This window comes from Microlunatus flavus (assembly GCF_900110855.1).
Classification (GTDB): domain Bacteria; phylum Actinomycetota; class Actinomycetes; order Propionibacteriales; family Propionibacteriaceae; genus Microlunatus; species Microlunatus flavus.
This window is the reverse complement of record NZ_FOFA01000008.1, coordinates 129,692-148,402: the sequence shown is the minus strand read 5'-3', so window position 1 is coordinate 148,402 and position 18,711 is coordinate 129,692. Positions and strand designations below refer to the sequence as shown.

Annotated in this window: 19 protein-coding genes; 9 read left to right on the top strand and 10 right to left on the bottom strand. The window is 73.7% G+C overall.

Going from position 1 to position 18,711, the window contains the following annotated elements; translation table 11 throughout:
• Positions 1 to 49: 49 nt before the first annotated feature.
• Positions 50 to 1,156: a class I SAM-dependent methyltransferase gene (locus BMY04_RS17255; RefSeq protein ID WP_091183960.1), complete on the bottom strand. Its 1,107-nt coding sequence runs from the start codon at positions 1,154 to 1,156 to the stop codon at positions 50 to 52.
• A gap of 131 nt (positions 1,157 to 1,287) precedes the next feature.
• On the opposite strand from BMY04_RS17255, the gene BMY04_RS17250 reads away from it, so the two are divergent.
• A complete protein-coding gene (locus BMY04_RS17250; protein WP_091183956.1) occupies positions 1,288 to 2,142 on the top strand; it encodes a siderophore-interacting protein in 855 nt (284 codons plus the stop codon).
• Positions 2,143 to 2,173: 31 nt separating this feature from the next.
• Here BMY04_RS17250 and BMY04_RS17245 read toward each other — a convergent pair whose 3' ends face one another.
• The gene (locus BMY04_RS17245; protein WP_198410233.1) at positions 2,174 to 2,935 is read right to left on the bottom strand and encodes a class I SAM-dependent methyltransferase; all 762 of its coding nucleotides are present in this window, start codon (positions 2,933 to 2,935) and stop codon (positions 2,174 to 2,176) included.
• Positions 2,936 to 3,018: 83 nt separating this feature from the next.
• On the opposite strand from BMY04_RS17245, the gene BMY04_RS17240 reads away from it, so the two are divergent.
• From BMY04_RS17240 to dcd, 3 genes are all read left to right on the top strand, one after another.
• A complete protein-coding gene (locus tag BMY04_RS17240) occupies positions 3,019 to 4,266 on the top strand; it encodes an FHA domain-containing protein (protein ID WP_091183950.1) in 1,248 nt (415 codons plus the stop codon).
• Positions 4,267 to 4,359: 93 nt separating this feature from the next.
• A complete protein-coding gene (locus tag BMY04_RS17235) occupies positions 4,360 to 5,403 on the top strand; it encodes an RDD family protein (protein WP_091183943.1) in 1,044 nt (347 codons plus the stop codon).
• 52 nt (positions 5,404 to 5,455) lie between these two features.
• The gene (gene dcd, locus BMY04_RS17230; protein ID WP_091183939.1) at positions 5,456 to 6,031 is read left to right on the top strand and encodes a dCTP deaminase; all 576 of its coding nucleotides are present in this window, start codon (positions 5,456 to 5,458) and stop codon (positions 6,029 to 6,031) included.
• A gap of 41 nt (positions 6,032 to 6,072) precedes the next feature.
• On the opposite strand, the gene BMY04_RS17225 is transcribed toward dcd, so the two are convergent.
• The 6 genes from BMY04_RS17225 to BMY04_RS17195 form a co-directional block, all read right to left on the bottom strand.
• On the bottom strand, positions 6,073 to 6,501 hold the full coding sequence (locus BMY04_RS17225) for a Fur family transcriptional regulator (RefSeq protein WP_091183936.1): 429 nt from the start codon (positions 6,499 to 6,501) through the stop codon (positions 6,073 to 6,075).
• The gene (locus BMY04_RS17220) at positions 6,501 to 7,385 is read right to left on the bottom strand and encodes a metal ABC transporter permease (protein WP_170854196.1); all 885 of its coding nucleotides are present in this window, start codon (positions 7,383 to 7,385) and stop codon (positions 6,501 to 6,503) included. The genes BMY04_RS17225 and BMY04_RS17220 overlap by 1 nt, the downstream gene beginning before the upstream one ends.
• Positions 7,385 to 8,239 carry a metal ABC transporter ATP-binding protein gene (locus BMY04_RS17215; RefSeq protein ID WP_198410232.1) on the bottom strand — a complete coding sequence of 285 codons (855 nt, stop codon included), beginning with the start codon at positions 8,237 to 8,239 and terminating at the stop codon, positions 7,385 to 7,387. Before BMY04_RS17215 ends, BMY04_RS17220 begins: the two co-directional genes overlap by 1 nt.
• 44 nt (positions 8,240 to 8,283) lie before the next feature.
• On the bottom strand, positions 8,284 to 9,201 hold the full coding sequence (locus BMY04_RS17210) for a metal ABC transporter solute-binding protein, Zn/Mn family (protein ID WP_091183933.1): 918 nt from the start codon (positions 9,199 to 9,201) through the stop codon (positions 8,284 to 8,286).
• A 308-nt stretch (positions 9,202 to 9,509) separates the two neighbouring features.
• Positions 9,510 to 9,680: a zinc transporter permease gene (locus tag BMY04_RS17200; protein WP_091183925.1), complete on the bottom strand. Its 171-nt coding sequence runs from the start codon at positions 9,678 to 9,680 to the stop codon at positions 9,510 to 9,512.
• A gap of 179 nt (positions 9,681 to 9,859) precedes the next feature.
• Entirely contained in the window at positions 9,860 to 12,115 is a 2,256-nt protein-coding gene (locus tag BMY04_RS17195; RefSeq protein ID WP_091183920.1) for a heterodisulfide reductase-related iron-sulfur binding cluster, read from the bottom strand.
• An 81-nt stretch (positions 12,116 to 12,196) separates the two neighbouring features.
• On the opposite strand from BMY04_RS17195, the gene BMY04_RS17190 reads away from it, so the two are divergent.
• Positions 12,197 to 12,610 carry an HIT family protein gene (locus tag BMY04_RS17190; RefSeq protein ID WP_091183917.1) on the top strand — a complete coding sequence of 138 codons (414 nt, stop codon included), beginning with the start codon at positions 12,197 to 12,199 and terminating at the stop codon, positions 12,608 to 12,610.
• A gap of 20 nt (positions 12,611 to 12,630) precedes the next feature.
• Here the strand turns inward: BMY04_RS17190 and BMY04_RS22875 are convergent, their stop codons facing one another.
• The gene (locus tag BMY04_RS22875; protein WP_091183913.1) at positions 12,631 to 13,797 is read right to left on the bottom strand and encodes a hypothetical protein; all 1,167 of its coding nucleotides are present in this window, start codon (positions 13,795 to 13,797) and stop codon (positions 12,631 to 12,633) included.
• Positions 13,798 to 14,119: 322 nt separating this feature from the next.
• On the opposite strand from BMY04_RS22875, the gene BMY04_RS17180 reads away from it, so the two are divergent.
• The 4 genes from BMY04_RS17180 to BMY04_RS17165 are packed head-to-tail and all read left to right on the top strand — an operon-like array spanning position 14,120 to position 18,015.
• Positions 14,120 to 15,676: an ABC transporter ATP-binding protein gene (locus tag BMY04_RS17180; RefSeq protein WP_198410231.1), complete on the top strand. Its 1,557-nt coding sequence runs from the start codon at positions 14,120 to 14,122 to the stop codon at positions 15,674 to 15,676.
• Positions 15,673 to 16,329, top strand: coding sequence for an ABC transporter permease (locus tag BMY04_RS17175; protein ID WP_091183909.1), 657 nt, complete (start codon positions 15,673 to 15,675; stop codon positions 16,327 to 16,329). The genes BMY04_RS17180 and BMY04_RS17175 overlap by 4 nt, the downstream gene beginning before the upstream one ends.
• Positions 16,326 to 17,024, top strand: a complete 699-nt coding sequence (locus BMY04_RS17170) for an ABC transporter permease (protein ID WP_091183906.1) — start codon at positions 16,326 to 16,328, stop codon at positions 17,022 to 17,024. Before BMY04_RS17175 ends, BMY04_RS17170 begins: the two co-directional genes overlap by 4 nt.
• A 52-nt stretch (positions 17,025 to 17,076) precedes the next feature.
• Positions 17,077 to 18,015: an ABC transporter substrate-binding protein gene (locus BMY04_RS17165; protein ID WP_091183903.1), complete on the top strand. Its 939-nt coding sequence runs from the start codon at positions 17,077 to 17,079 to the stop codon at positions 18,013 to 18,015.
• Positions 18,016 to 18,181: 166 nt separating this feature from the next.
• Here BMY04_RS17165 and BMY04_RS17160 read toward each other — a convergent pair whose 3' ends face one another.
• Positions 18,182 to 18,706 carry a 2'-5' RNA ligase family protein gene (locus BMY04_RS17160; protein WP_091183900.1) on the bottom strand — a complete coding sequence of 175 codons (525 nt, stop codon included), beginning with the start codon at positions 18,704 to 18,706 and terminating at the stop codon, positions 18,182 to 18,184.
• Positions 18,707 to 18,711: the final 5 nt, after the last annotated feature.

Sequence of the window (18,711 nt, the reverse complement as noted above, 5' to 3'; positions counted from 1 at the left end):
AGCGACCACTTTCCGGAGAAGGGGTGGGAGGGAGTCCAGCAGGACAGGGTCAGGCGCCGCCGGCGGCCCAGGTCGCGCCGCTCTGCGGGACCCGCGACCGCGTCACCGTGAACCGCGGCGTCTGCGTGACCACCGACGTCGACCCGACCCGGGCGCGCAGCATCGGCAGGTAGGGGAGGTGGCTGTTCCAGACGGTCCACAGCTCCCCGCCGGGCCGGAGCGCGGCGCCCGCCTGGGCGAACAGCCGCGGCGTGGTCGTCCGGTCCAGCGCGGTCCCGCGGTGGAACGGCGGGTTGCACACCACGAGGTCGAGCGAGCGCGGCTCGACCGGCCCCAGCCCGTCGGCCCGCAGCGCCGTCACCCGGTCCGCGAGCCCGTTGGCCTCAGCCGTGGCCCGCGTCGAGGCGACGGCGGCGGCCGACACGTCGAACCCCTGGACCTCGGCCCGCGGCAGCGCCCGGGCGACGGCGGCGGCGAGCACGCCGTTGCCGCTGCCCAGGTCGGCCACCCGCACCGCACCCTGCGGGAGCCGGTCGAGCACCCCGAGCAGCACGCGGGTGCCCACGTCGATCCCCGTCCCCGCGAACACGCCGCCGTGCGCGCGCACCGTCAGGTCCTCGGCCGCGTGGTGCTCCTCCTGCGGCCACGCGGACGCGGTCGAGGGGCGCGACCCCGAGGCCACCAGCGCGCGCGCCTTGAACCGTCCGAGGCTGGCCCGCACCTCGCCGAAGTGCTGCCCCAGGACCTCGTTCATGCTCCGGTTGAGGTGGCGCACGAGCCCGCCCGCCAGCAGCACGACGTCCGGCTCGGCGTACGCGGCGACCGCCCCGGCCAGCTCGTCGAGCGCGGCCAGGCTCTTGGGGAGCCGTGCGACCACCAGCCGCGCTCCACGGAACACCTCCGGCTCGAGCCACCCGCCGGCCTCCAGGGCGGGCGCCGCGGCAGCGGCGACCCGCTCGTCGACGAGCGAGTCGCAGCAGAACGTGCGCACCTCGGCCAGACCCGCCACCAGCGCACCGCTGACGTCGTCGACGACCGCGGTGGGCCGGTCGGCGTACGCCTCCGCCTCGGCGAGCAGCAGGCGGTCCACGCCGTCCGGACCGCCCTCGGCGGCGTCGGCACCCTCGTCGTCGGGGTCGGGCGGCGTCGTGGTCATCCGCCCAGTGTCCCGGCTCCGAACACCCCTCGTCGGCGACCGGTCCTCCCGCAGGACGGCGCCTCTCCCCGGGGAGGGCGTGTGCGCCAGGTCATGGTGCAGGCACGAGCGAGTTAGGTTAGCCTTACAGAATGCAGACAGCCACGAGCACGCCGCGTGCGGACGCAGCGCGTCCGCAGCGCAAGCGTGTGGTGCGCCGCGCGACCGTCGTCTCGTCGGAGTGGCTGAGCCCCTCCATGGTGCGGGTCTTCTTCACGGGCCCCGACCTCGCGTGCATGCGAGAGCTGCCCTTCACCGACCACTACGTCAAGCTGCTCTTCCCGCCGGCCGGGGCGCCGTACGCCTGGCCCTTCGACCCCGAGCGGGTCCGGGCCGAGCGGGCCCCCGAGCACTGGCCGGTCACCCGGACGTACACGGTCCGCAGCTACGACGCCGCCACCAACGTGATGGCGATCGACTTCGTCGTCCACGGCGACGAGGGCCTCGCCGGTCCGTGGGCGCGCCGCGTGCGGCCGGGGGCCGAGATCGGCTTCTACGGTCCCGGCGGTGCCTTCGCACCCGACCCCGAGGCCGACGCGCACCTGCTGATCGGCGACGAGGCGGCCCTGCCCGCGATCGCGGCGAGCCTCGAGCGGCTCGACGCCCGGGCCCGGGCGCACGTGTTCATCGAGATCGAGTGCGACGACTGCTACCAGCCGGTCCCCGGCCCGGTCGGCACGACGGTCACCTGGGTCGTGCGCGGCGAGCGGCCGCACGGCGAGGCCCTGGCCGAGGCGGTCCGCGCCGCCGAGATCCCCGACGGCTGCCTGAGCATCTTCGTGCACGGCAACGCCTACATGGTCCGCGACCTGCGCCGCTTCCTGTGCCAGGAGCAGGCGCTGCAGCGCTCGGTCACGTCGATGTCGGGCTACTGGCGCCCGGGTGCGACCGAGGACCTGTGGCAGGCGACCAAGCGCGAGTTCGCGGCGACGGAGGCCGCGGCCTGACGGCTGGCCGTCCCCCGTCTGGTCGCGACCCTCAGCGGCGTCGCGCCAGGTGGAGCCGCACGGCCGCGTCCACCTCGACCTCGTCGGGCAGCTCCTCACCGATCCGCGCCAGCAGCGGCTGCCGCACGTCGGCGGGCAGCTGGAGGTAGGTCGAGAGCGTGCCCAGCAGCGCGAGGTGCTCGGCCCTCGAACGGCGCAGGCGGCGCGGCAGGTCGTGCTGCTCGACGTCGGTGAAGCGGTCGTCGGCCTCCAGCTCCGAGCCGGGCCACCACATCCCCGTCGCCGACCGGCCCTCGGTCCACAGCGACTCGTCCGGCAGCACAGTGCGGCGCACGCGCTCCACGGCCTCCTCCAGCGCCGGGTCGGCGATCTCGGTGCCCGTGCTGCCGAACAGCGCCACCGTCCCGCCCGGCCGCACCAGCGCGGCGGTCCGGTCCCAGCGGGTCGCCGGCTTCGTCCAGTGCCAGGCCGACGCCGCGTACAGCAGGTCGAAGGGCGGCCCCTCGAGCGCGAACCCCTCGAACGTGGACGTCACGACGACCACCGGCAGCCCCCGCGTCGTGCGCGCGAGCACCGCCCCCATGGCCGGGTCCGGCTCGCAGGCGGTGACGGCCGGACCGCGCCCGGCGAAGAGGCGCGTGGCCTTGCCGGTCCCCGCCCCCACCTCGAGGGCCCGTGCGACGGTCGGTCGCGCGTAGCCGAGCACGAGGTCGGCGACCGCGTCCGGGTAGCCGAGCCGGTGCTCCTCGTACGCGTCCGCCACGGTGCCGAAGACCAGTGCGCGCTCCCTCACGGGGCCCGACGCTACGCAGGCGGCGGTTACGATGCGCATCGGCCGCGCCCGGGTGGACGCGGCGCACGCGCAGGAGGACGGCCATGACGCAGCTCGGACGCTGGCGCGCCACCTACACGCCCGGCCCCTGGTTGCTCCTCTGCGGTCCCGCGGCCGCCGTCGTCCTCGAGCCGGCCGACGCGAGCTGGTCCGACCTCGTCGAGACGCTGTGGGGCGAGGTCGTGGCCGCGGACTCCATCGGCGACCTCGCCGCCCGGCTCGCCTGGTACCGCATCGACACCATGCCGAGCTTCGCCGCCTTCTTCTGGGGCCCGGACGGCATGCGCTCGCTCGTCCGCGGCGCGGTGTCGGTCGTCGACGCCGAGAGCGGCGACGTGGTCGCGACGGGGGAGGGCGTGCAGACCTGGGTCGAGACCGGCCTGGGCACGCTCCGGCAGGTCCAGGTGCAGCTGCCCACGCAGCGGCCCGAGGGCTCCTTCCCGCTGCCGCTCGTCGTCGGCGCCGTGGGCGTCTCGTCCGTGTTCCTCGACGCGACCGACGAGGCCGCGCTCACCTCGCCGCAGAGCGAGCCCGGGCCGGACGCGCAGCGCGGTGAGGAGACCGACGAGACCGAGCCCGAGACCGAGCCCGAGAGCGAGACCGACGCGACGGGTGGCGACGCGACCGAGGGCGGCGGGGCCGGCTTCGTGGCCGGCGCCGGGGACGAGGCGCCGACCGCGGCGTACGTCCCGGACCTCGTCCCGGACGACGCTCCGGAGCAGGCCGCCGACCAGCCCGACCTCACCTCCCGCACCGAGCACGAGCTCGCCGACACCCGCTGGGTGGCGGTCGCGGAGCTCCCCCTGGACGACGTCCCGGAGGCCCCGGCGTCCGAGCCGACCGTGGAGGCCGTCTTCTGCCCCTGGGGCCACCCGAACCCTCCCGGCTCGGGCCGCTGCCGCGTCTGCACCGCCCTCGTCGCCACCCAGCCGCCGCGGCGCGTGCCGGTGCCCGTCCTCGCCGTGCTGCGGGCGAGCAACGGCGAGACGGCGGAGGTGGTCGGTTCCGTGCTCATCGGCCGGGCGCCCGCACGCGACCGGGCCCGCGTGCCCGACCCGGGGCTGCTCACCGTGACGAGCCCGAGCCACGACATCAGCCGTACGCACCTCGAGGTCTTCGCCTCCGGCTGGGACGTCGGCGTGACCGACCTCCACTCGACGAACGGCACCCTCCTCGTCCTGCCGGACTCCTCGACGCGGGCGATGGGCTCGGGGGAGACCGCCGTGGTCGAGCTGGGCACCTCCGTCGAGCTGGCGGACGGCGTTTCGGTGTTGATCGACTTCCCGCAGTAGCGTGGTGCTCACCCCCCGACCAGGTCGCACCGAGAAGTACGGTGCGGCCCACGACCTGTGCGGTCCCGCGACGGACCTGCCGGAGGGAGCTCCATGGAAGCCGCACGACCACCAGCGCCGGCCCGGGACACCGGTCTGCCTCCTGGCGTCCGCGTCGGCCCGCTCGGCCAGCGGTTCCTGGCCTACGTCCTCGACTCGCTGATCCCCGCCGTCGCCGGCGTCCTCGTCGGGCTGGGGCAGGGCCGGGGCGGCGCCGGCGTCGCCCTCGTCGTCATCGGGGCGCTGGTCGCGCTCGCCTGGGCCGGCGTGTGCTGGCAGCAGCTCGCGACGCGGGCCGCGACGCCGGGCATGCGGCTGGTCAAGCTGCAGCTCGTCGGCTTCTTCGACGGCCGCCCGGTCGGCTGGGGTCGCGTGTTCGTGCGCTGGCTCGTCTTCGCCGCGCTCAGCGCGACGGGGATCGGCCTGCTGCTCCTGCTCGTCTCGCTGCTGACCAGCCCGCGCCACCAGGGCTGGCACGACCGGGCCGCCACGTCCGTCGTCATCCGCGAGCGCCCCCTCGCGCCGCGCAAGCCGGCGGGCACCCGGCGTCCTGCGGCCGCGCAGCCGTCCGGCTCGGCCGGGGGGTCCCGCCCGGAGCCGGCGGGCCAGGTCGCGCCGTCGCCCGCTCCCGTGGCGTCGCCGGTGGCCGGTGATCCCGCCGTCGGCCCCGAGCTCGCGCCGCTCGCGGCCGACCCCGCCCTCGTCGGGGGCGACCAGCAGACCCGGGCCGCCGGCACGGAGGGCGCGCGTCGCACGATCCTGCAGGGCTGGGTCGCCGAGCTCGACGACGGGCGGGAGATCCCGGTCCGCGGCCTGGTGCTGCTGGGGCGCAACCCGCAGCCGGAGGAGGGGGAGACCGACGCGGAGCTGGTCAAGCTGTCCGACGAGTCGCGCACGGTCTCCAAGACCCACCTGGCCCTCGGCGTCGACGACGCCGGGCTGTTCGTGGTCGACCGCGGGTCGACGAACGGTTCGACGATCACCGCGCCCGGGCAGACCGCCGTGCGGGCCGGTGCGTTCCACGCCGTGCCGGTGAGCGAGGGTTCCGTGGTCTCCATCGGCGACCACTGGGTGCGCATCCGCCGCGACGGCCGCTGAACCCTCCCGCCTTGGAGGGGACCGGGCCGCGCCGACGGATAGGGTCGCGCCCATGCTGCTCAGCGACCGCGACATCCGCGCCCAGGTCGAGGCCGGACGGATCGGGCTCGAGCCGTACGACGAGGGCCTGGTCCAGCCGTCGAGCATCGACGTGCGGCTCGACCGCTACTTCCGCGTCTTCGAGAACCACCGCTACCCGCACATCGACCCGGCGGAGGAACAGGCCGAGCTGACCCGGGCGGTCGAGGTCGAGGGCGACGAGCCGTTCATCCTCCACCCCGGCGAGTTCGCGCTCGGTTCGATCTACGAGGTCGTGACCCTGCCCGACGACGTCGCGGCGCGGGTGGAGGGCAAGTCGTCGCTGGGCCGGCTCGGGCTCCTCACGCACGCCACGGCCGGGTTCATCGACCCGGGCTTCTCCGGCCACGTGACGCTCGAGCTCTCCAACGTCGCCACCCTGCCGATCAAGCTCTGGCCGGGGATGAAGATCGGTCAGCTCTGCTTCTTCCGGCTCACCTCACCGGCCGAGCACCCGTACGGCTCGGCCGTCTACGGCTCCCGCTACCAGGGCCAGCGCGGCCCGACGCCGAGCCGCTCGCACCTCGGCTTCGTGCGGGGGAACCTGTAGGGAGCGCTGAACCGTCCCCCGACCCGACCACGGCGGAGGGTTCAAGCAGGATCCGCGTCCGAGCGGAGCGAGGACTGAGGACGCGCGCAATCTCCGCAGAGCCCGAAGATCTCCAGCTGGTGCTCCACCTCGGTGAAGCCGTGCTCGGCCGCGACCTGGTCGGTCCAGGTCTCGATGGCCGGGCCCTCGACCTCGACCGTCCGGCCGCAGCCGCGGCAGACGAGGTGGTGGTGGTGGCCGGTGGAGCAGCGCCGGTACGCGGTCTCGCCGTCGTCGGTCCGGATCGCGTCGAGCTGCTCGGCCTCGACCATCAGCTGCAGGGTCCGGTAGACGGTCGTCAGGCCGATGTCCTCGCCCGCGTGGCGCAGGTCGTCGTGGATCTGCGCGGCCGTGCGGAACTCCGACGTCCGGCGCAGCAGCTCGCCGACCGCGGTCCGCTGCCGGGTGGTGCGTTGCGGCGTACGAGCCATCAGGACGCCACCTCCGTGGCCAGCCGGGGTGCCCGCGGGAGTCGTCGGTCCCGTACGCCGCCCACGATCCGGCAGACCACGTAGATCAGGAAGGACAGCGTCGTCACGTACGGGCTGATCGGGATCGAGCTGCCCAGCGCCAGCAGGATGCCGCCGACCATCGACACGACGGCGAAGACGGTGGACAGCACGGGGACGAGCACGGGCGAGGCCGACAGGCGCAGGGCCGCGGCCGCCGGCGTCACGAGCACGGAGAGGACCAGCAGGGACCCGACGATCTGCACCGACACCGCGACCGCCATCCCGAGCAGCACCATGAACACGATCGACAGCGCGACCGCGGGCACCCCGCGCGCCTCGGCGACCTGCGGGTCGATGCTGACGAACATCAGCGGGCGCCAGACCAGCAGCAGCGCGACGACGACGATGCCGCAGATGACGAGCAGCGCGGTGAGCCGCGGGTTGTCCACGGCGACGATCTGGCCGGTGAGCAGGCCGAACTTGTTCGCCGCGCGGCCGGAGTAGAGCGACAGGCAGAGGATGCCGAGCCCCAGCCCGAAGGGCATGAGGACGGCGATGATCGAGTTCCGGTTGCGGGCGCGGCTGCCCAGGACGCCGATGAGCAGCGCCGCGGCCAGCGAACCCGCCAGCGAGCCCTGCACGACGCCGATGCCGAGCAGCAGCCCGGCCGCGGCGCCGGCGAAGGACAGCTCGCTGATCGCGTGCACCGCGAAGGCCAGGTCGCGCGCCATGACGAACACCCCGACCAGGCCGCCGGTCAGCCCGAGGACCGCGCCGGCGAGGACGGAGTTCCGGACGAGCGCGAGCAGCTCGCCGTACCCCTGGAAGGAGAACAGCTGCGACCAGACGTCGGCGAGGTGCATCAGTGCTCGGTCCCGTCGTGGTGGGGCGCGTGCTCGTGCCCCTCGTGGGCGTGGTCGGGCAGGCCGACCACGATGATCCGTCCGCGTGCGCGAACCACCTCGACCGGCGTCCGGTAGAGGTCGCTGAGCACCTCGGAGGTGAAGACGTCGTCCACGGAACCGACGAGCGCCTGCCCGTTGGCGAGGTAGACGACGCGGTCGACCATGTCGAGCACCGGGTTCACGTCGTGGGTGATCATCAGCACCGCGCGCCCCTGGTCGCGGCGGCTGGCGTCGATGAGGTCGCTGACCGCGCGTTGCTGGTTGAGGTCGAGCGAGATGAGCGGCTCGTCGCACAGCAGCAGCCGCGAGTCGCCGATGAGCGCCTGCCCGATCCGCAGCCGCTGCTGCTCTCCGCCCGACAGGCTGCCGATGCGCGTACGGGCGAAGGCGCGGGCGTGGACTGTGTCGAGCATCGCGTCGACGCGGCGGCGCCGGTCGGCGCTGGGCAGCGGCAGGCCGAAACGGTCGCCGTCGATGCCCAGGGCCAGGAAGTCCCGCGCGCGCAGCGGGGTGCCGCGGTCGGCGAGGTGCTGCTGGGGCACGTAGCCCACCGAGCGGTGCCCGCGCCGGACGGGTTCGCCGAGGATCTCGATCGAACCGCTGGTCAGCGGCTGCGTGCCGAGGACCGCGCGCAGCAGGCTGGTCTTGCCCGAACCGTTGGGCCCGAGGATCGCCACGAACTCGCCCGCCGGCACGTCGAGGGTCAGCCCCGACCACAGCAGGCGGTCGCCGTAGCCCAGCGCCGCGTCCCTGATCGACAGCACCGGCCGCGGCGCGGACACGTCGGCCCGCCCCGGTGCCGACGACGTCATGGCGCCCATCATCACCTGCCCGTCCCCCGCTGCCCCGGCCCCGTTCATCCCTGCAGCGCGCTCCCGACCGCGTCGAGGTTGCCCTGCATCCACCCGACGTAGTCCTTGCCCGCGGGCAGCGTCTCGGTCATCCCGACCACGGGGACGCCGTTGGCCTTGGCGGCCGCGAGCACCGCCTCGGTCTGCGGCCCGGTGGTCTGCTCGTTGTACGCGAGCAGGCCCACCTTCTTGCCGCTGAACAACGCCAGCGTCTCCTGCAGCACCCCCGCCGGCACGTCGCTGCCCTCCTCGACCGCCTCGCTGAACTGCTCCGGCGTGCGGTCCACGAGCCCGGAGGCGTCGAGCAGGTACAGGGGGACGGGCTCGGTGATGGCGACGCCGACGCCGCGGTGCGCCTCGGCGAGCGTGGCCTCGGTCTTCTCCAGCCCGTCCAGCTTGGCGGTGAAGGCCGCCGCGTTGGCGCTGAACGTCTGCGCCCGGTCCGGCGCGAGCGTCGAGAGGTCCCGGCTCAGCTGGTCGGTGAGCTTGACCATGGTCGGGAAGTCGTACCACAGGTGCTCGTTGAACTCGCCCTGCGCAGGCTTCTGGTCGTAGCCGGACACGTCGGCGACGTTCACGACGCGCGGCGTGGCGGTGGTCGCCGACAGCATCGTGCCGACGAAGTCGTCGTAGCCCCCGCCGTTCTCGACGACCAGCTGCGCCTTGGTCAGCGCGAGCTGCGTGCGCGCGTTCGCCGTGTACTCGTGCGGGTCCTGGCTCGGGTCGTCGATGATCGACGTCACCTCGACCGCGTCGCCGCCGACCGCCTTGACGATGTCGCCGTACACGTTCGTGGACGCGACGACCGCGACGGTTCCGCCGGCCGCGGAGGTTCCGGGGGCGGGGGCCGCCGCACCCGAGCAGGCCGTCAGCCCGAGGAGCAGGGCGGCGGCGGGCAGGGCGGGGACGAGCAGGCGGCGCATGGCGGTGGTGGACCTTCCGGCGGAGCAGGACGACGCGGTGGACGCTAGTGAAATTGAAAACGATTGTCAAAAGCGTACGCGGTCGGTCCAGGAGGACGCTCCTGAGCTCGTCGGAGGGCCGCGCTCCCGGAGCTCGTCGAGGGAGGAACGCTCCCTGAGCTCGTCGAAGGAGGAACGCTCCCTGAGCTCGTCGAAGGGCCACGGAGTGGTCAGTGTCTCCCCGCGGCGGCCGGCTCGCGGCTCCAGGAACAGCAGCGCCGCCACGCTCCGGAGGGCGTGGCGGCGCGGGCGTGCGGTCGAGCGAGCGCTCAGTGCTCGTCGTAGTGGTCGTCGTGCGCGGAGTGGCGGTGCCCGTCGTGGACGTAGTCGACGTGGTCGTCGTGCTGCACGGTCTCGTGGCCGCAGCCGTCGCCGTGGGCGTGGGTGTGCTCCTCGACGTGGCGGTCGTGCTCGGTGGTCTGCTGGGTCTGCTCGCTCATGGTTCTCCTCGCTCGGTCTTCGCCGCCCGTGGGGCGGGCGACCCTCCTCAGTAGACGGCGTCGTCCCCGCAGACGCAACGCGACGCTGACACCCGTTGCCGCGATGCGTCCGGCGCGAACTCCTCGCCATCTGACCACCGCTGAGGTCGTCAGATGGCGAGACGTCTCAGCGAGCGCGCTCAGCGTCCCCGACGGACCGACTCCAGCAGGAGCTGCGCCACGTCGAGGACCTCGACCGCCGGCTTGTCCGCGCCGTCGGTGCCGCCGAGCGCGTCCACCCCGTCGGTGAGCATCGTGCGGCAGAAGGGGCAGCCCGTGGCGATGGCGCCGGGGGCGGCCTCTCCTGACGGGCCCCTCGCGCCGGCGGCGGCGAGCGTCGCCACCGCCTCCGCGGAACGGTTCGCGTTGATCCGGGTGCCGAGGTCCTCCTCCATCCACATCCGCGCCCCGCCGGCGCCGCAGCAGAAGGAGTCCTTGCCGCTGCGCGGCATCTCCGCGACCGTCGTGCCCGGCAGCGCGCCGAGCAGCTCGCGCGGGGGCTCGTAGACTTGGTTGTGCCGACCCAGGTAGCAGGGGTCGTGGTAGGTGATCGTCCGCTCGCTCTCGCCCTCCGCGGGCGCCACCGGGGTGAGCCGGCCCTCGCGGACCAGCCGGTTCAGCAGCTGCGTGTGGTGCACGACCTCCATCGACAGGCCGAGCTGCGGGTACTCGTTCTTGAGCGAGTTCAGGCAGTGCGCGCAGGTGGCCACGACCTTGGTCGCCTTCGCCTCCCGCAGCGTCTCGGTGTTCTCGGCGGCGAGCTGCTGGAAGACCAGCTCGTTGCCGGCGCGCCGGGCCGGGTCGCCGGTGCAGGTCTCGCCCTTGCCGAGGACCGCGTACGAGACCCCGGCCGTCTGGAGGAGCTCGGCCACGGCCCGGGTGGTCTTCTTGGCGCGGTCGTCGTACGCCCCGGCGCAGCCCACCCAGAACAGGTAGTCGACTCCGGTCAGGTCCTCGACGTCGTCGGCGTGCGGGCCACCGACGAGCGGCACGTGGAACGGCAGCTCCTTGGCCCAGTCCATCCGCGTGCGTGGGCTCGCGTTCCAGGGGTTGCCCTTGGACTCCAGCCCCTTGAACATCCCGTTCAGCTGGCTCGGGAACTCCGACTCCATGAGCACCTGGTTGCGCCGCAGGTCGACGATGTGGTCGACGTGCTCGATGTCGACGGGGCAGGCCTGGACGCAGGCGCCGCAGCTGGTGCACGACCACAGGACGTCGGGGTCGATCACCGCGGCTGCCAGCCCGACGGACCCGTCCTGCACGCTGATCGGGTCGGGCTCGCCGTACCCCGTGGGTCCGGCCGGTCCGACCAGCGGCCGCGCGGCCTCCCGTTTGAGCGCCTCGGGCAGCGCGTCGCGCTCGGCCTCGGGCGTCAGCAGGAAGGGCGCCTTGGCGTACGCGTGGTCGCGCAGCCCCATCACGAACAGCTTGGGGGAGAGCGGCTTGTCGGTCGCCCAGGCCGGGCAGGCGTCCTGGCAGCGGCCGCACTCGGTGCACGAGGTGAGGTCGAGCAGGCCCTTCCAGGTGAAGTCCTCGATCGCCGCCGTGCCCAGGCTCGCGTCCTCGTCGAGCGCGTCGAGGTCGTCGAAGTCGACCGGCTCGCCGCCCGCGCGCACCGGCAGCAGCGCACCCAGGGCCGGGGCGCCGTCCGCGTTGCGCTTGAACCAGACGTTCGGCCACACGGTGAAGCGGTGCCACGCGACGCCCATCGTCGTGTCGAGCCCCAGCACCACGAACCAGGCCATGGAGATGACGATCTTGAGCGCGGCGAGCAGGACGACGGCGCTCTCGGCCGTGCCCGTCGCGATCCCCGCGGGCAGCAGGAACCAGGTCAGCGGGAAGTCCCAGCGGGTCGTGCCGGCCAGCAGCTGCGCCTCGAGCGCGCGCAGCAGCAGGACGCAGACGACGATCCCGAGGATGGTCAGCTCGACGTAGAGGCCCTTGCCCCCGTGCGAGCCGAAGAAGCGCGACGCCCGCCCCCGGCCGCGCTGCGAGGCCCGCACCCAGATCAGGTACGCGATCGCCGCCAGTCCGGCCCAGGCGATGAGCTCGGCGGCCCACTCGTACGCCTTCCAGTGCCCGATGACGGGCAGCACGAAGCGCGGGTCGAACAGCTGCCCGTACGCGGTGACGAGGGTGAAGAACAGCGCCCCGAAGGCGACGAAGACGAGCCAGTGCGCCGCGCCGACCCACGGCCGCTGCAGCATCCGCGTGTGCCCGAGGGTCTCGACCAGCATGGTGCGCCAGCGCCGGGCGGGGGAGTCGCTGCGGTGCGCCGGCCCTCCGAGGGACACGACCCGCACGATCGTGCGCACCGCCCGGACGAAGAGCGCCACCCCGACCACCGAGATGGCCAGCGCGAGGACGCGCGCCACCTGGACCGCCACGTCAGCCATGCCGGGATGTTACTCGCGAGTAACTTCCCGGGCGGGCTCCGTGCCCGCAACGGTCGTCGCGTCGCCTGCGAGCATCGACCGGTGACGCCCGAGCCCTGCCCGATCTGCGCCAAGCACCGCGGCGACGGGCCGCTGGTCGGCCCGGTCCTCCACGAGGACCGCCTGGTGGTGGCCTCGCTGCGCGCCGACGGCCCGCCCGGGTACGCCTTCGTCGAGACGCGGCGCCACGTGGGCGGGCTCGAGGACCTCACCCCCGACGAAGCCGCGGCCCTCGGGCGCACGACGAGCGGGCTGGCGCGCGCCCTCGCCGCCGTGCTCCCCGTCGAGCGGGTGCACACCTTCGTCGCCGGCCTCGGTGTGGACCACCTCCACCAGCACGTCTACGTGCGCCCCCGCGGCACGCCGGCCGACGTCCCCTGGTGGCCGCCGGCGCCGAGCGCGCTCGCGCTCGACGCCAGCACGCTCGCCGTCCGGCTCCGGGCCCAGCTGTCCTGAGCGCGTCCCGCCGATCCTGCTCAGCGGGTGACGCGGACCCGCAGCTCGTCGCTGGACGCACCCGTCGCCGACTCCGAGCCGGTCGCGCGCAGGCGGTAGACCGAGGTGCCGCGCTTCTTCTCGCGGGGGAACCGGACGGTCGCGTCGCCGTCCGCGTCGGGGGTCACGGTGGAGACCGTGCTCCAGCCACCGGCGGCGGTGCGCTTCTGCAGCACCACCGGGTCGGCCCCGGCCTGGTCGACCGTCACCGCGTCGGCCTTGGCCGAACGGCCCACCTGCACGGTCGTCTGCGTGCGCCAGCCGTCGATGCTGGTGACCCCGACGGGAGCGCCGACGTCGCCGACGACGCAGTCGACGTCGCCGCGCCAGTGGTAGTTCGTGCCGCCGACCTGCACCCACTCGACGGTCCAGGTCCGCGCGTCGACCGGCCACTGCGGGTGCTGGGCGAAGACGAAGCCGACGGTGCCCGTCCAGGTGCCGTCGTTGCGGTGGAAGTTCAGGGTGCGCGTCCCGGCGTCGGTCGCGATGCGGACGTTGACGTCGTTCGCCTGGTCCGCGGGGATGTCGCCCGGGTAGGGCACCGTTAGGCCGGAGCACGACGGGTCCGGGTAGGTCCAGTCCCAGTCGAAGCCGCGAGGCCCGCCGACGGGCGGGTTCGCGGGCGTGCTCGGGATCTCCGGCTCGTCCGGCGTCTCGGGCTGGGTGGTCGGGGTCTTCGTGGGAGTCGTCGTCGGGGTCGTGGGAGTCGTGGGCTGGGTCGTGGGGGTGGTCGGCTGCGTGGTCGGCTGCTGCGTGGGCTGGCTGGTCGGCTGCTGGGTGGTCGGCTGGGTCGCGACCGCGCCGTACACGAGCGAGTAGTGCGTGAGGTTGCCGCCGTCGCGGTGCTTCAGCACGACGCTGGTGACGGGCGCGTCGAGGGCGACCTGGTACGGGGCGCCGGTGGTGCCGCGCAGGCCGGCCGACTTGAGGCAGTAGCCGACGATCGTCCTGCCCGCCGGTGCGGTCACGGTGATCTGGTCCTGGTGGCCGGGCACGACCACGCGGCCGCTGTCCAGGACGGGGCAGTCGCCGACCGACGCGGCCTGGGCCGGGACGGTGAGCCCGGCGAACGTGGGCAGGAGGGCGAGGGCGCCGGCCGCGAGCGCGAGGGCGGTGGTGCGGACGCGGGGGGTTCGGGGGCTGGTCATGGGCACGAGCATCGGGCGCGAGCGGGGGCCTGGGCCGGCGCTTGCGCGTCTCCTGGGGTCTGCGCTGCTGATTCTTGAGGATCACCTGAGGATTGATGCCTCAATCACCAGAATTCCGGCCCCCCTCGGGGCTGGCCATCGGGTGAGCCTCCTCCGCCGGCTTCGGAGGGCGGCCCTCGCGGGAGCCGCCGCTCGAGCGCCGGGAAGCAGGGGCGTGGGAGCGGGGCCACGCCGAGGAAGGCAGTCGGAAATGTCGGTGGCCCCCGTTACTGTCGTGGGCGACATGTACGGGTAGGGCGAGTCGACGTTCGGTGGGGTCAGCGTGATCGAGTTCGAGTCCGTGAGCAAGACGTTCCCCGGGGGCACGCACGCCGTCCAGGACCTGAGCCTGACCATCCCGTCGGACCAGATCACGGTCATCGTGGGTCCCTCGGGCTGCGGCAAGACGACGACGCTGCGGATGATCAACCGCATGCTCGAGCCGTCCAGCGGGCGCATCGTCTGGGACGGCAAGCCGCTCAAGAGCCAGCGCAAGACCACGCTGCGTCGCCAGATGGGCTACGTCATCCAGAGCGGCGGGCTGTTCCCGCACCGCACTGTGGTGGAGAACATCGGCACCGTCCCGGGCCTGCTCGGCTGGGACAAGACCAAGACCCGCAAGCGGTCGATGGAGCTGCTCGCCAGCGTCGGTCTCGACCGCGGCATGGCCGAGCGCTTCCCCGCGCAGCTCTCGGGCGGGCAGCAGCAGCGCGTCGGGGTCGCCCGCGCGCTCGCCGCCGACCCGCTGGTCATGCTGATGGACGAGCCCTTCTCGGCCGTCGACCCCGTGGTGCGGACCGACCTGCACGAGTTCTTCCTGTCGCTCCAGCGCCAGATCAGCAAGACGATCGTGCTGATCACCCACGACATCGACGAGGCGATCAAGCTCGGCGACCAGGTGGCGATCCTGCGCGTGGGCGGTCGCCTCGCCCAGGCCGGGCCGCCGCAGCAGCTCCTCGACGAGCCGGCCGACGCGTTCGTCGAGGGGTTCGTCGGACGGGACCGCGGCTACCGCTCCCTGTCCTTCCTGCCGGCGGCCGGCCTGCACCTCGGCGAGGTCACCGTCATCCGCGAGGCGGCGTCGGGCGGCGGCGACGGGCCGACGCTCGTCCTCGACGGCGACGCCCGTCCCGTCGGCTGGGTCGACGAGAGCCGCGCCGGCCTCGTGCACCCGATCGGCGCGACCTTCGTGCGCGAGGAGGACACGCTGCGGGCAGCCCTCGACTCCGCGCTCACCTCGCCGTACGCGATCGCGGTCGCCGTCGAGCCGGAGACGGGCCGCTACGCCGGCGTCGTCACCGCTGACGAGATCCTCGACCAGGTCCGCGACCGCCGCAGCGGGAGCCCGGAGTCGATCACGGTCCAGGCCGCCGAGGCCCGCGAGGAGCAGTCCCTGGAGGCGCAGTCCGCGGTCTCCACCGCGTACGCCCAGCTCGACGACCAGGACCCTTCCGGCTCCGGGAGCCCGCAGGACCAGCCGACCCGCGACGACGAGGGCGACGCGGACGACGAGGCGGCCGTGGCCGACGACGCGCCGGGCGAGCCGTCCGACGCGGCCGGGGCGGACGCGGACGTCGAGCGGGAGCTCGGGCCGGGCGGCGCGAGCGTCGTGGAGCCGGACGTCAGGGACGGCCGGGTCGACGCCGGCGAGGAGGACCAGCCCACGCAGGTCCGGGAGGCGGTCCGGGACGAGACGCCCCCTGCCGACGCACCTCCGGCCGACGACCAGCCGACGACGGTCCGCGGACCGGCCGCTGAGCAGGGCGCGCCCGAGGAGCGGCGGTCCGGGCTCTACCGGACGCCGCGCTCGCTGCCGCACGACCCGGAGCCGCGCGGATGAACCTCGACTGGGCCTGGATCACCCGCAACGCCGGGATGATCGGCAACCTCACGGCGCAGCACGCAGTCCTCGCGGTGCTGCCCGTCGTCGCCGCGCTCGTTCTGTCGATCCCGCTCGGCTTCCTCGTCTACCGGACCGGCCGGGCCGCGAACGCGATTCTCGCCGTGCTCGGGATCGTCTACTCCATCCCCTCGCTGGCGCTGTTCGTCGCGCTGCCGGTCGTGCTCGGCACCTCGATCCTCAGCCCGGTGAACATCGCCGTCGCCCTGACCATCTACTCCGTCGCCCTGCTGGTGCGCAGCGTGGTCGACGGGTTGCGCTCGGTGCCGTCGGCGGTCAAGCAGTCGGCGTCGGCGGTCGGCTTCGGGTGGTTCGCGCGCCTGGTGAAGGTGGAACTGCCGCTCGCCATGCCCGTGGTGTTCGCGGGCCTGCGGGTCGTCACCGTCTCCAACATCGCCCTGGTCAGCGTGGCCGTCGTCGTCGGCGGCGGGGCGCTCGGCCAGCTCTTCGACACCGGCTTCAACCGGAACTTCTTCACGCCGATCATCGTGGCGCTCGTGCTCACGCTGCTGCTGGCGCTCATCGCCGACGCGATCATCCTGCTCGTCCAACGGGGCACGCTGCCCTGGGCCCGGAGGCGGCGCACCGCATGAACTACTTCTCCTACCTCCTCGACGCCAGCAAGTGGAGCGGCGACGGCGGCACGGGCACGCTGCTCCTGCAGCACCTGGCCTACACCGCGGCCGCGGTCGTCATCGGTGCCGTGATCGCCATCCCGCTCGGCATCCTCATCGGCCACACCGGTCGCGGGGGCTTCCTCGTCATCGGCATCAGCAACGCGGCGCGGGCGATCCCGTCGATCGGCCTCCTCGTGCTCGTCGTGCTCCTGACCAGCACCGGCTTCGGACCGACGGTCCTGGTGCTCGCCGTCCTCGCCCTGCCGGCCATCCTGACGGCCACCGCCGCCGGGGTGGCGGGGGCCGACCCCGACGCCGTGTACGCGGCCCGCGCGCTCGGCATGACGGGCGGGCAGATCGTGGGCCGCGTGGAGTGGCCGCTCGCCGTGCCGCTGGTCATCTCGGGCATCCGCAGCGCGACGCTGCAGGTGGTCGCGACCGCGACCGTCGCCGCCTTCGCCGCCGGGGGAGGCCTCGGTCAGCTGCTGATCAGCGGGCAGCGCAGCCGCGACTACCCGCAGATGTTCGCCGGGGCGGTGCTCGTCGCCGCCCTCGCGATCCTGCTCGACCTGCTCATCGGCGGGATCGGGCTCGTGGCCGCCCGGCGGGCCCGGCCCCGCCGCTCACCCCGGAACAAGACCGCGGCGTCCGCGGTTGCCGCGCGTGCGTGACCCAGCCCGTCGGTGGGGAACTCACCCTGCCCCGAGACACGGAGACCAGTCCATGACCGTCAAGCGATCGTTGGCCGCCCTCGGCCTGACCATCACGACGCTCGTCCTCGCCGCGTGCGGCGGCGGCAGCGCCAACCCCCTCGGCAGCTCAGCACCTCCCTCGGGCGGTGCGAGCAGCGGCGGCGGTGCCCCCATCGTCGTCGGCTCGGCGAACTTCACCGAGTCCCAGGTCCTCGGCGAGGTCTACGCCCAGGCGCTCAAGGCCAAGGGCCTGGACGCGTCGACGAAGCCGAACATCGGCTCCCGCGAGGTCTACATCAAGGCCCTCGAGGACAACTCGATCCAGGTCGTGCCCGAGTACACCGGCAACCTGCTGCTCTACATCGACAAGAGCTCGACCGCCACCACGCAGGACGAGCTCGCGTCGGCCCTGCCGAAGGCGCTGCAGGCGAACAACCTCAAGATCGGCGAGATCTCCAAGGCCGCCGACCAGGACGTCTACGTGGTGACCAAGGACTTCTCGGCCAAGAACAACCTCACCTCGCTGGCCGACCTCAAGAACGTCTCGGCGAACATGGTGCTCGGCGGCCCGTCCGAGCTGGCCCAGCGCCCGTACGGCCCCGAGGGTCTCAAGGGCGTCTACGGCGCGACGCTCAAGCAGTTCAAGCCGTACGACTCGCCCGCGGTCAAGACCAAGGACATGCTCGACGGCAAGATCCAGCTCGGCGAGTACTTCACCACCGACAGCGCCATCGCCGACAACGGCTTCGTCCCGCTGGCCGACCCGCAGTCGATGATCCTGCCGCAGAACGTCGTGCCCCTCATGCGCGGCGACGTCGCCGACAACCCGCAGGTCAAGGCCGCGCTCGACCCGGTCCAGGCCGCGCTCACGACCGAGGAGCTGACCGCGCTCAACAAGCAGGTCGACGTCGGCCGCGAGGACCCCGACCAGGTCGCGGCCGCGTGGCTGAAGAGCAAGGGCCTCGCCTGACCTGACCCTGCTCGACCCCGCTCCACCTCGACGCCCTCGGTGCCCCTGGCACCGGGGGCGTCGTCGTCCGCGGGCCCCTCCACCTGCGCCGAGCGGTAGGTTGCCGCGCCTGATCGGGCGCAAAGAGCGCCGCAACCTACCGCTCGGCGGGAGTTCGGGAGGGTCCTCAGGACCGCTGGTCGACGGTGAACCGCTCCAGGTGCGTCCACGGACCGCCGTCGTAGCGCCACAGGTCGAAGCCCTCCGCCTCGACGTCGGACGGGCGGAACGTCGCCCGCAGCGTCTCGACCGTCTCCCGCGCGACGCTCGCGTCGACCTTGTTCTGCACGGTCACGTGCGCGCGCAGCGCCTGGGAGTCCTGCCGCGTGAGCCACGGCGCCCACGCCTCCTGCAGGGCCCGGTGCCGGCGGGCGAGCTCCGGGCTGTCCACCGCGTACGCCGCCCCGCGGCCGAGGCTCATGACGCCGCTGACGCGCAACGGCAGCGGGCCACGACCGGCCGCGTCGGCCAGGTCGGCCCGGACCCGCCCCTCGTGCTCACCAGGCACGGCGTGGAAGAGGGTCAGGTGCGCCCCGACCGCGGTCCGGCCAGCCGGGAACCACCGCCGCCGCAGCGCGTCGAGCTCGGCCTGCACGTCGTCCGGCAGCGCGAGCGTGACGACGAGGGGCGCGACGGGCCCCTCGCCGCCCACGCGGC

Excerpts from the sequence above, each read along its gene's own strand:
- BMY04_RS17255 (WP_091183960.1), bottom strand. The coding sequence starts at position 1,156 with ATGACCACGACGCCGCCCGACCCCGACGACGAGGGTGCCGACGCCGCC.
- BMY04_RS17250 (WP_091183956.1), top strand. The coding sequence starts at position 1,288 with ATGCAGACAGCCACGAGCACGCCGCGTGCGGACGCAGCGCGTCCGCAG.
- BMY04_RS17240 (WP_091183950.1), top strand. The coding sequence starts at position 3,019 with ATGACGCAGCTCGGACGCTGGCGCGCCACCTACACGCCCGGCCCCTGG.
- BMY04_RS17235 (WP_091183943.1), top strand. The coding sequence starts at position 4,360 with ATGGAAGCCGCACGACCACCAGCGCCGGCCCGGGACACCGGTCTGCCT.
- dcd (WP_091183939.1), top strand. The coding sequence starts at position 5,456 with ATGCTGCTCAGCGACCGCGACATCCGCGCCCAGGTCGAGGCCGGACGG.
- BMY04_RS17225 (WP_091183936.1), bottom strand. The coding sequence starts at position 6,501 with ATGGCTCGTACGCCGCAACGCACCACCCGGCAGCGGACCGCGGTCGGC.
- BMY04_RS17220 (WP_170854196.1), bottom strand. The coding sequence starts at position 7,385 with ATGCACCTCGCCGACGTCTGGTCGCAGCTGTTCTCCTTCCAGGGGTAC.
- BMY04_RS17215 (WP_198410232.1), bottom strand. The coding sequence starts at position 8,239 with ATGACGTCGTCGGCACCGGGGCGGGCCGACGTGTCCGCGCCGCGGCCG.
- BMY04_RS17210 (WP_091183933.1), bottom strand. The coding sequence starts at position 9,201 with ATGCGCCGCCTGCTCGTCCCCGCCCTGCCCGCCGCCGCCCTGCTCCTC.
- BMY04_RS17200 (WP_091183925.1), bottom strand. The coding sequence starts at position 9,680 with ATGAGCGAGCAGACCCAGCAGACCACCGAGCACGACCGCCACGTCGAG.
- BMY04_RS17195 (WP_091183920.1), bottom strand. The coding sequence starts at position 12,115 with ATGGCTGACGTGGCGGTCCAGGTGGCGCGCGTCCTCGCGCTGGCCATC.
- BMY04_RS22875 (WP_091183913.1), bottom strand. The coding sequence starts at position 13,797 with ATGACCAGCCCCCGAACCCCCCGCGTCCGCACCACCGCCCTCGCGCTC.
- BMY04_RS17175 (WP_091183909.1), top strand. The coding sequence starts at position 15,673 with ATGAACCTCGACTGGGCCTGGATCACCCGCAACGCCGGGATGATCGGC.
- BMY04_RS17170 (WP_091183906.1), top strand. The coding sequence starts at position 16,326 with ATGAACTACTTCTCCTACCTCCTCGACGCCAGCAAGTGGAGCGGCGAC.
- BMY04_RS17165 (WP_091183903.1), top strand. The coding sequence starts at position 17,077 with ATGACCGTCAAGCGATCGTTGGCCGCCCTCGGCCTGACCATCACGACG.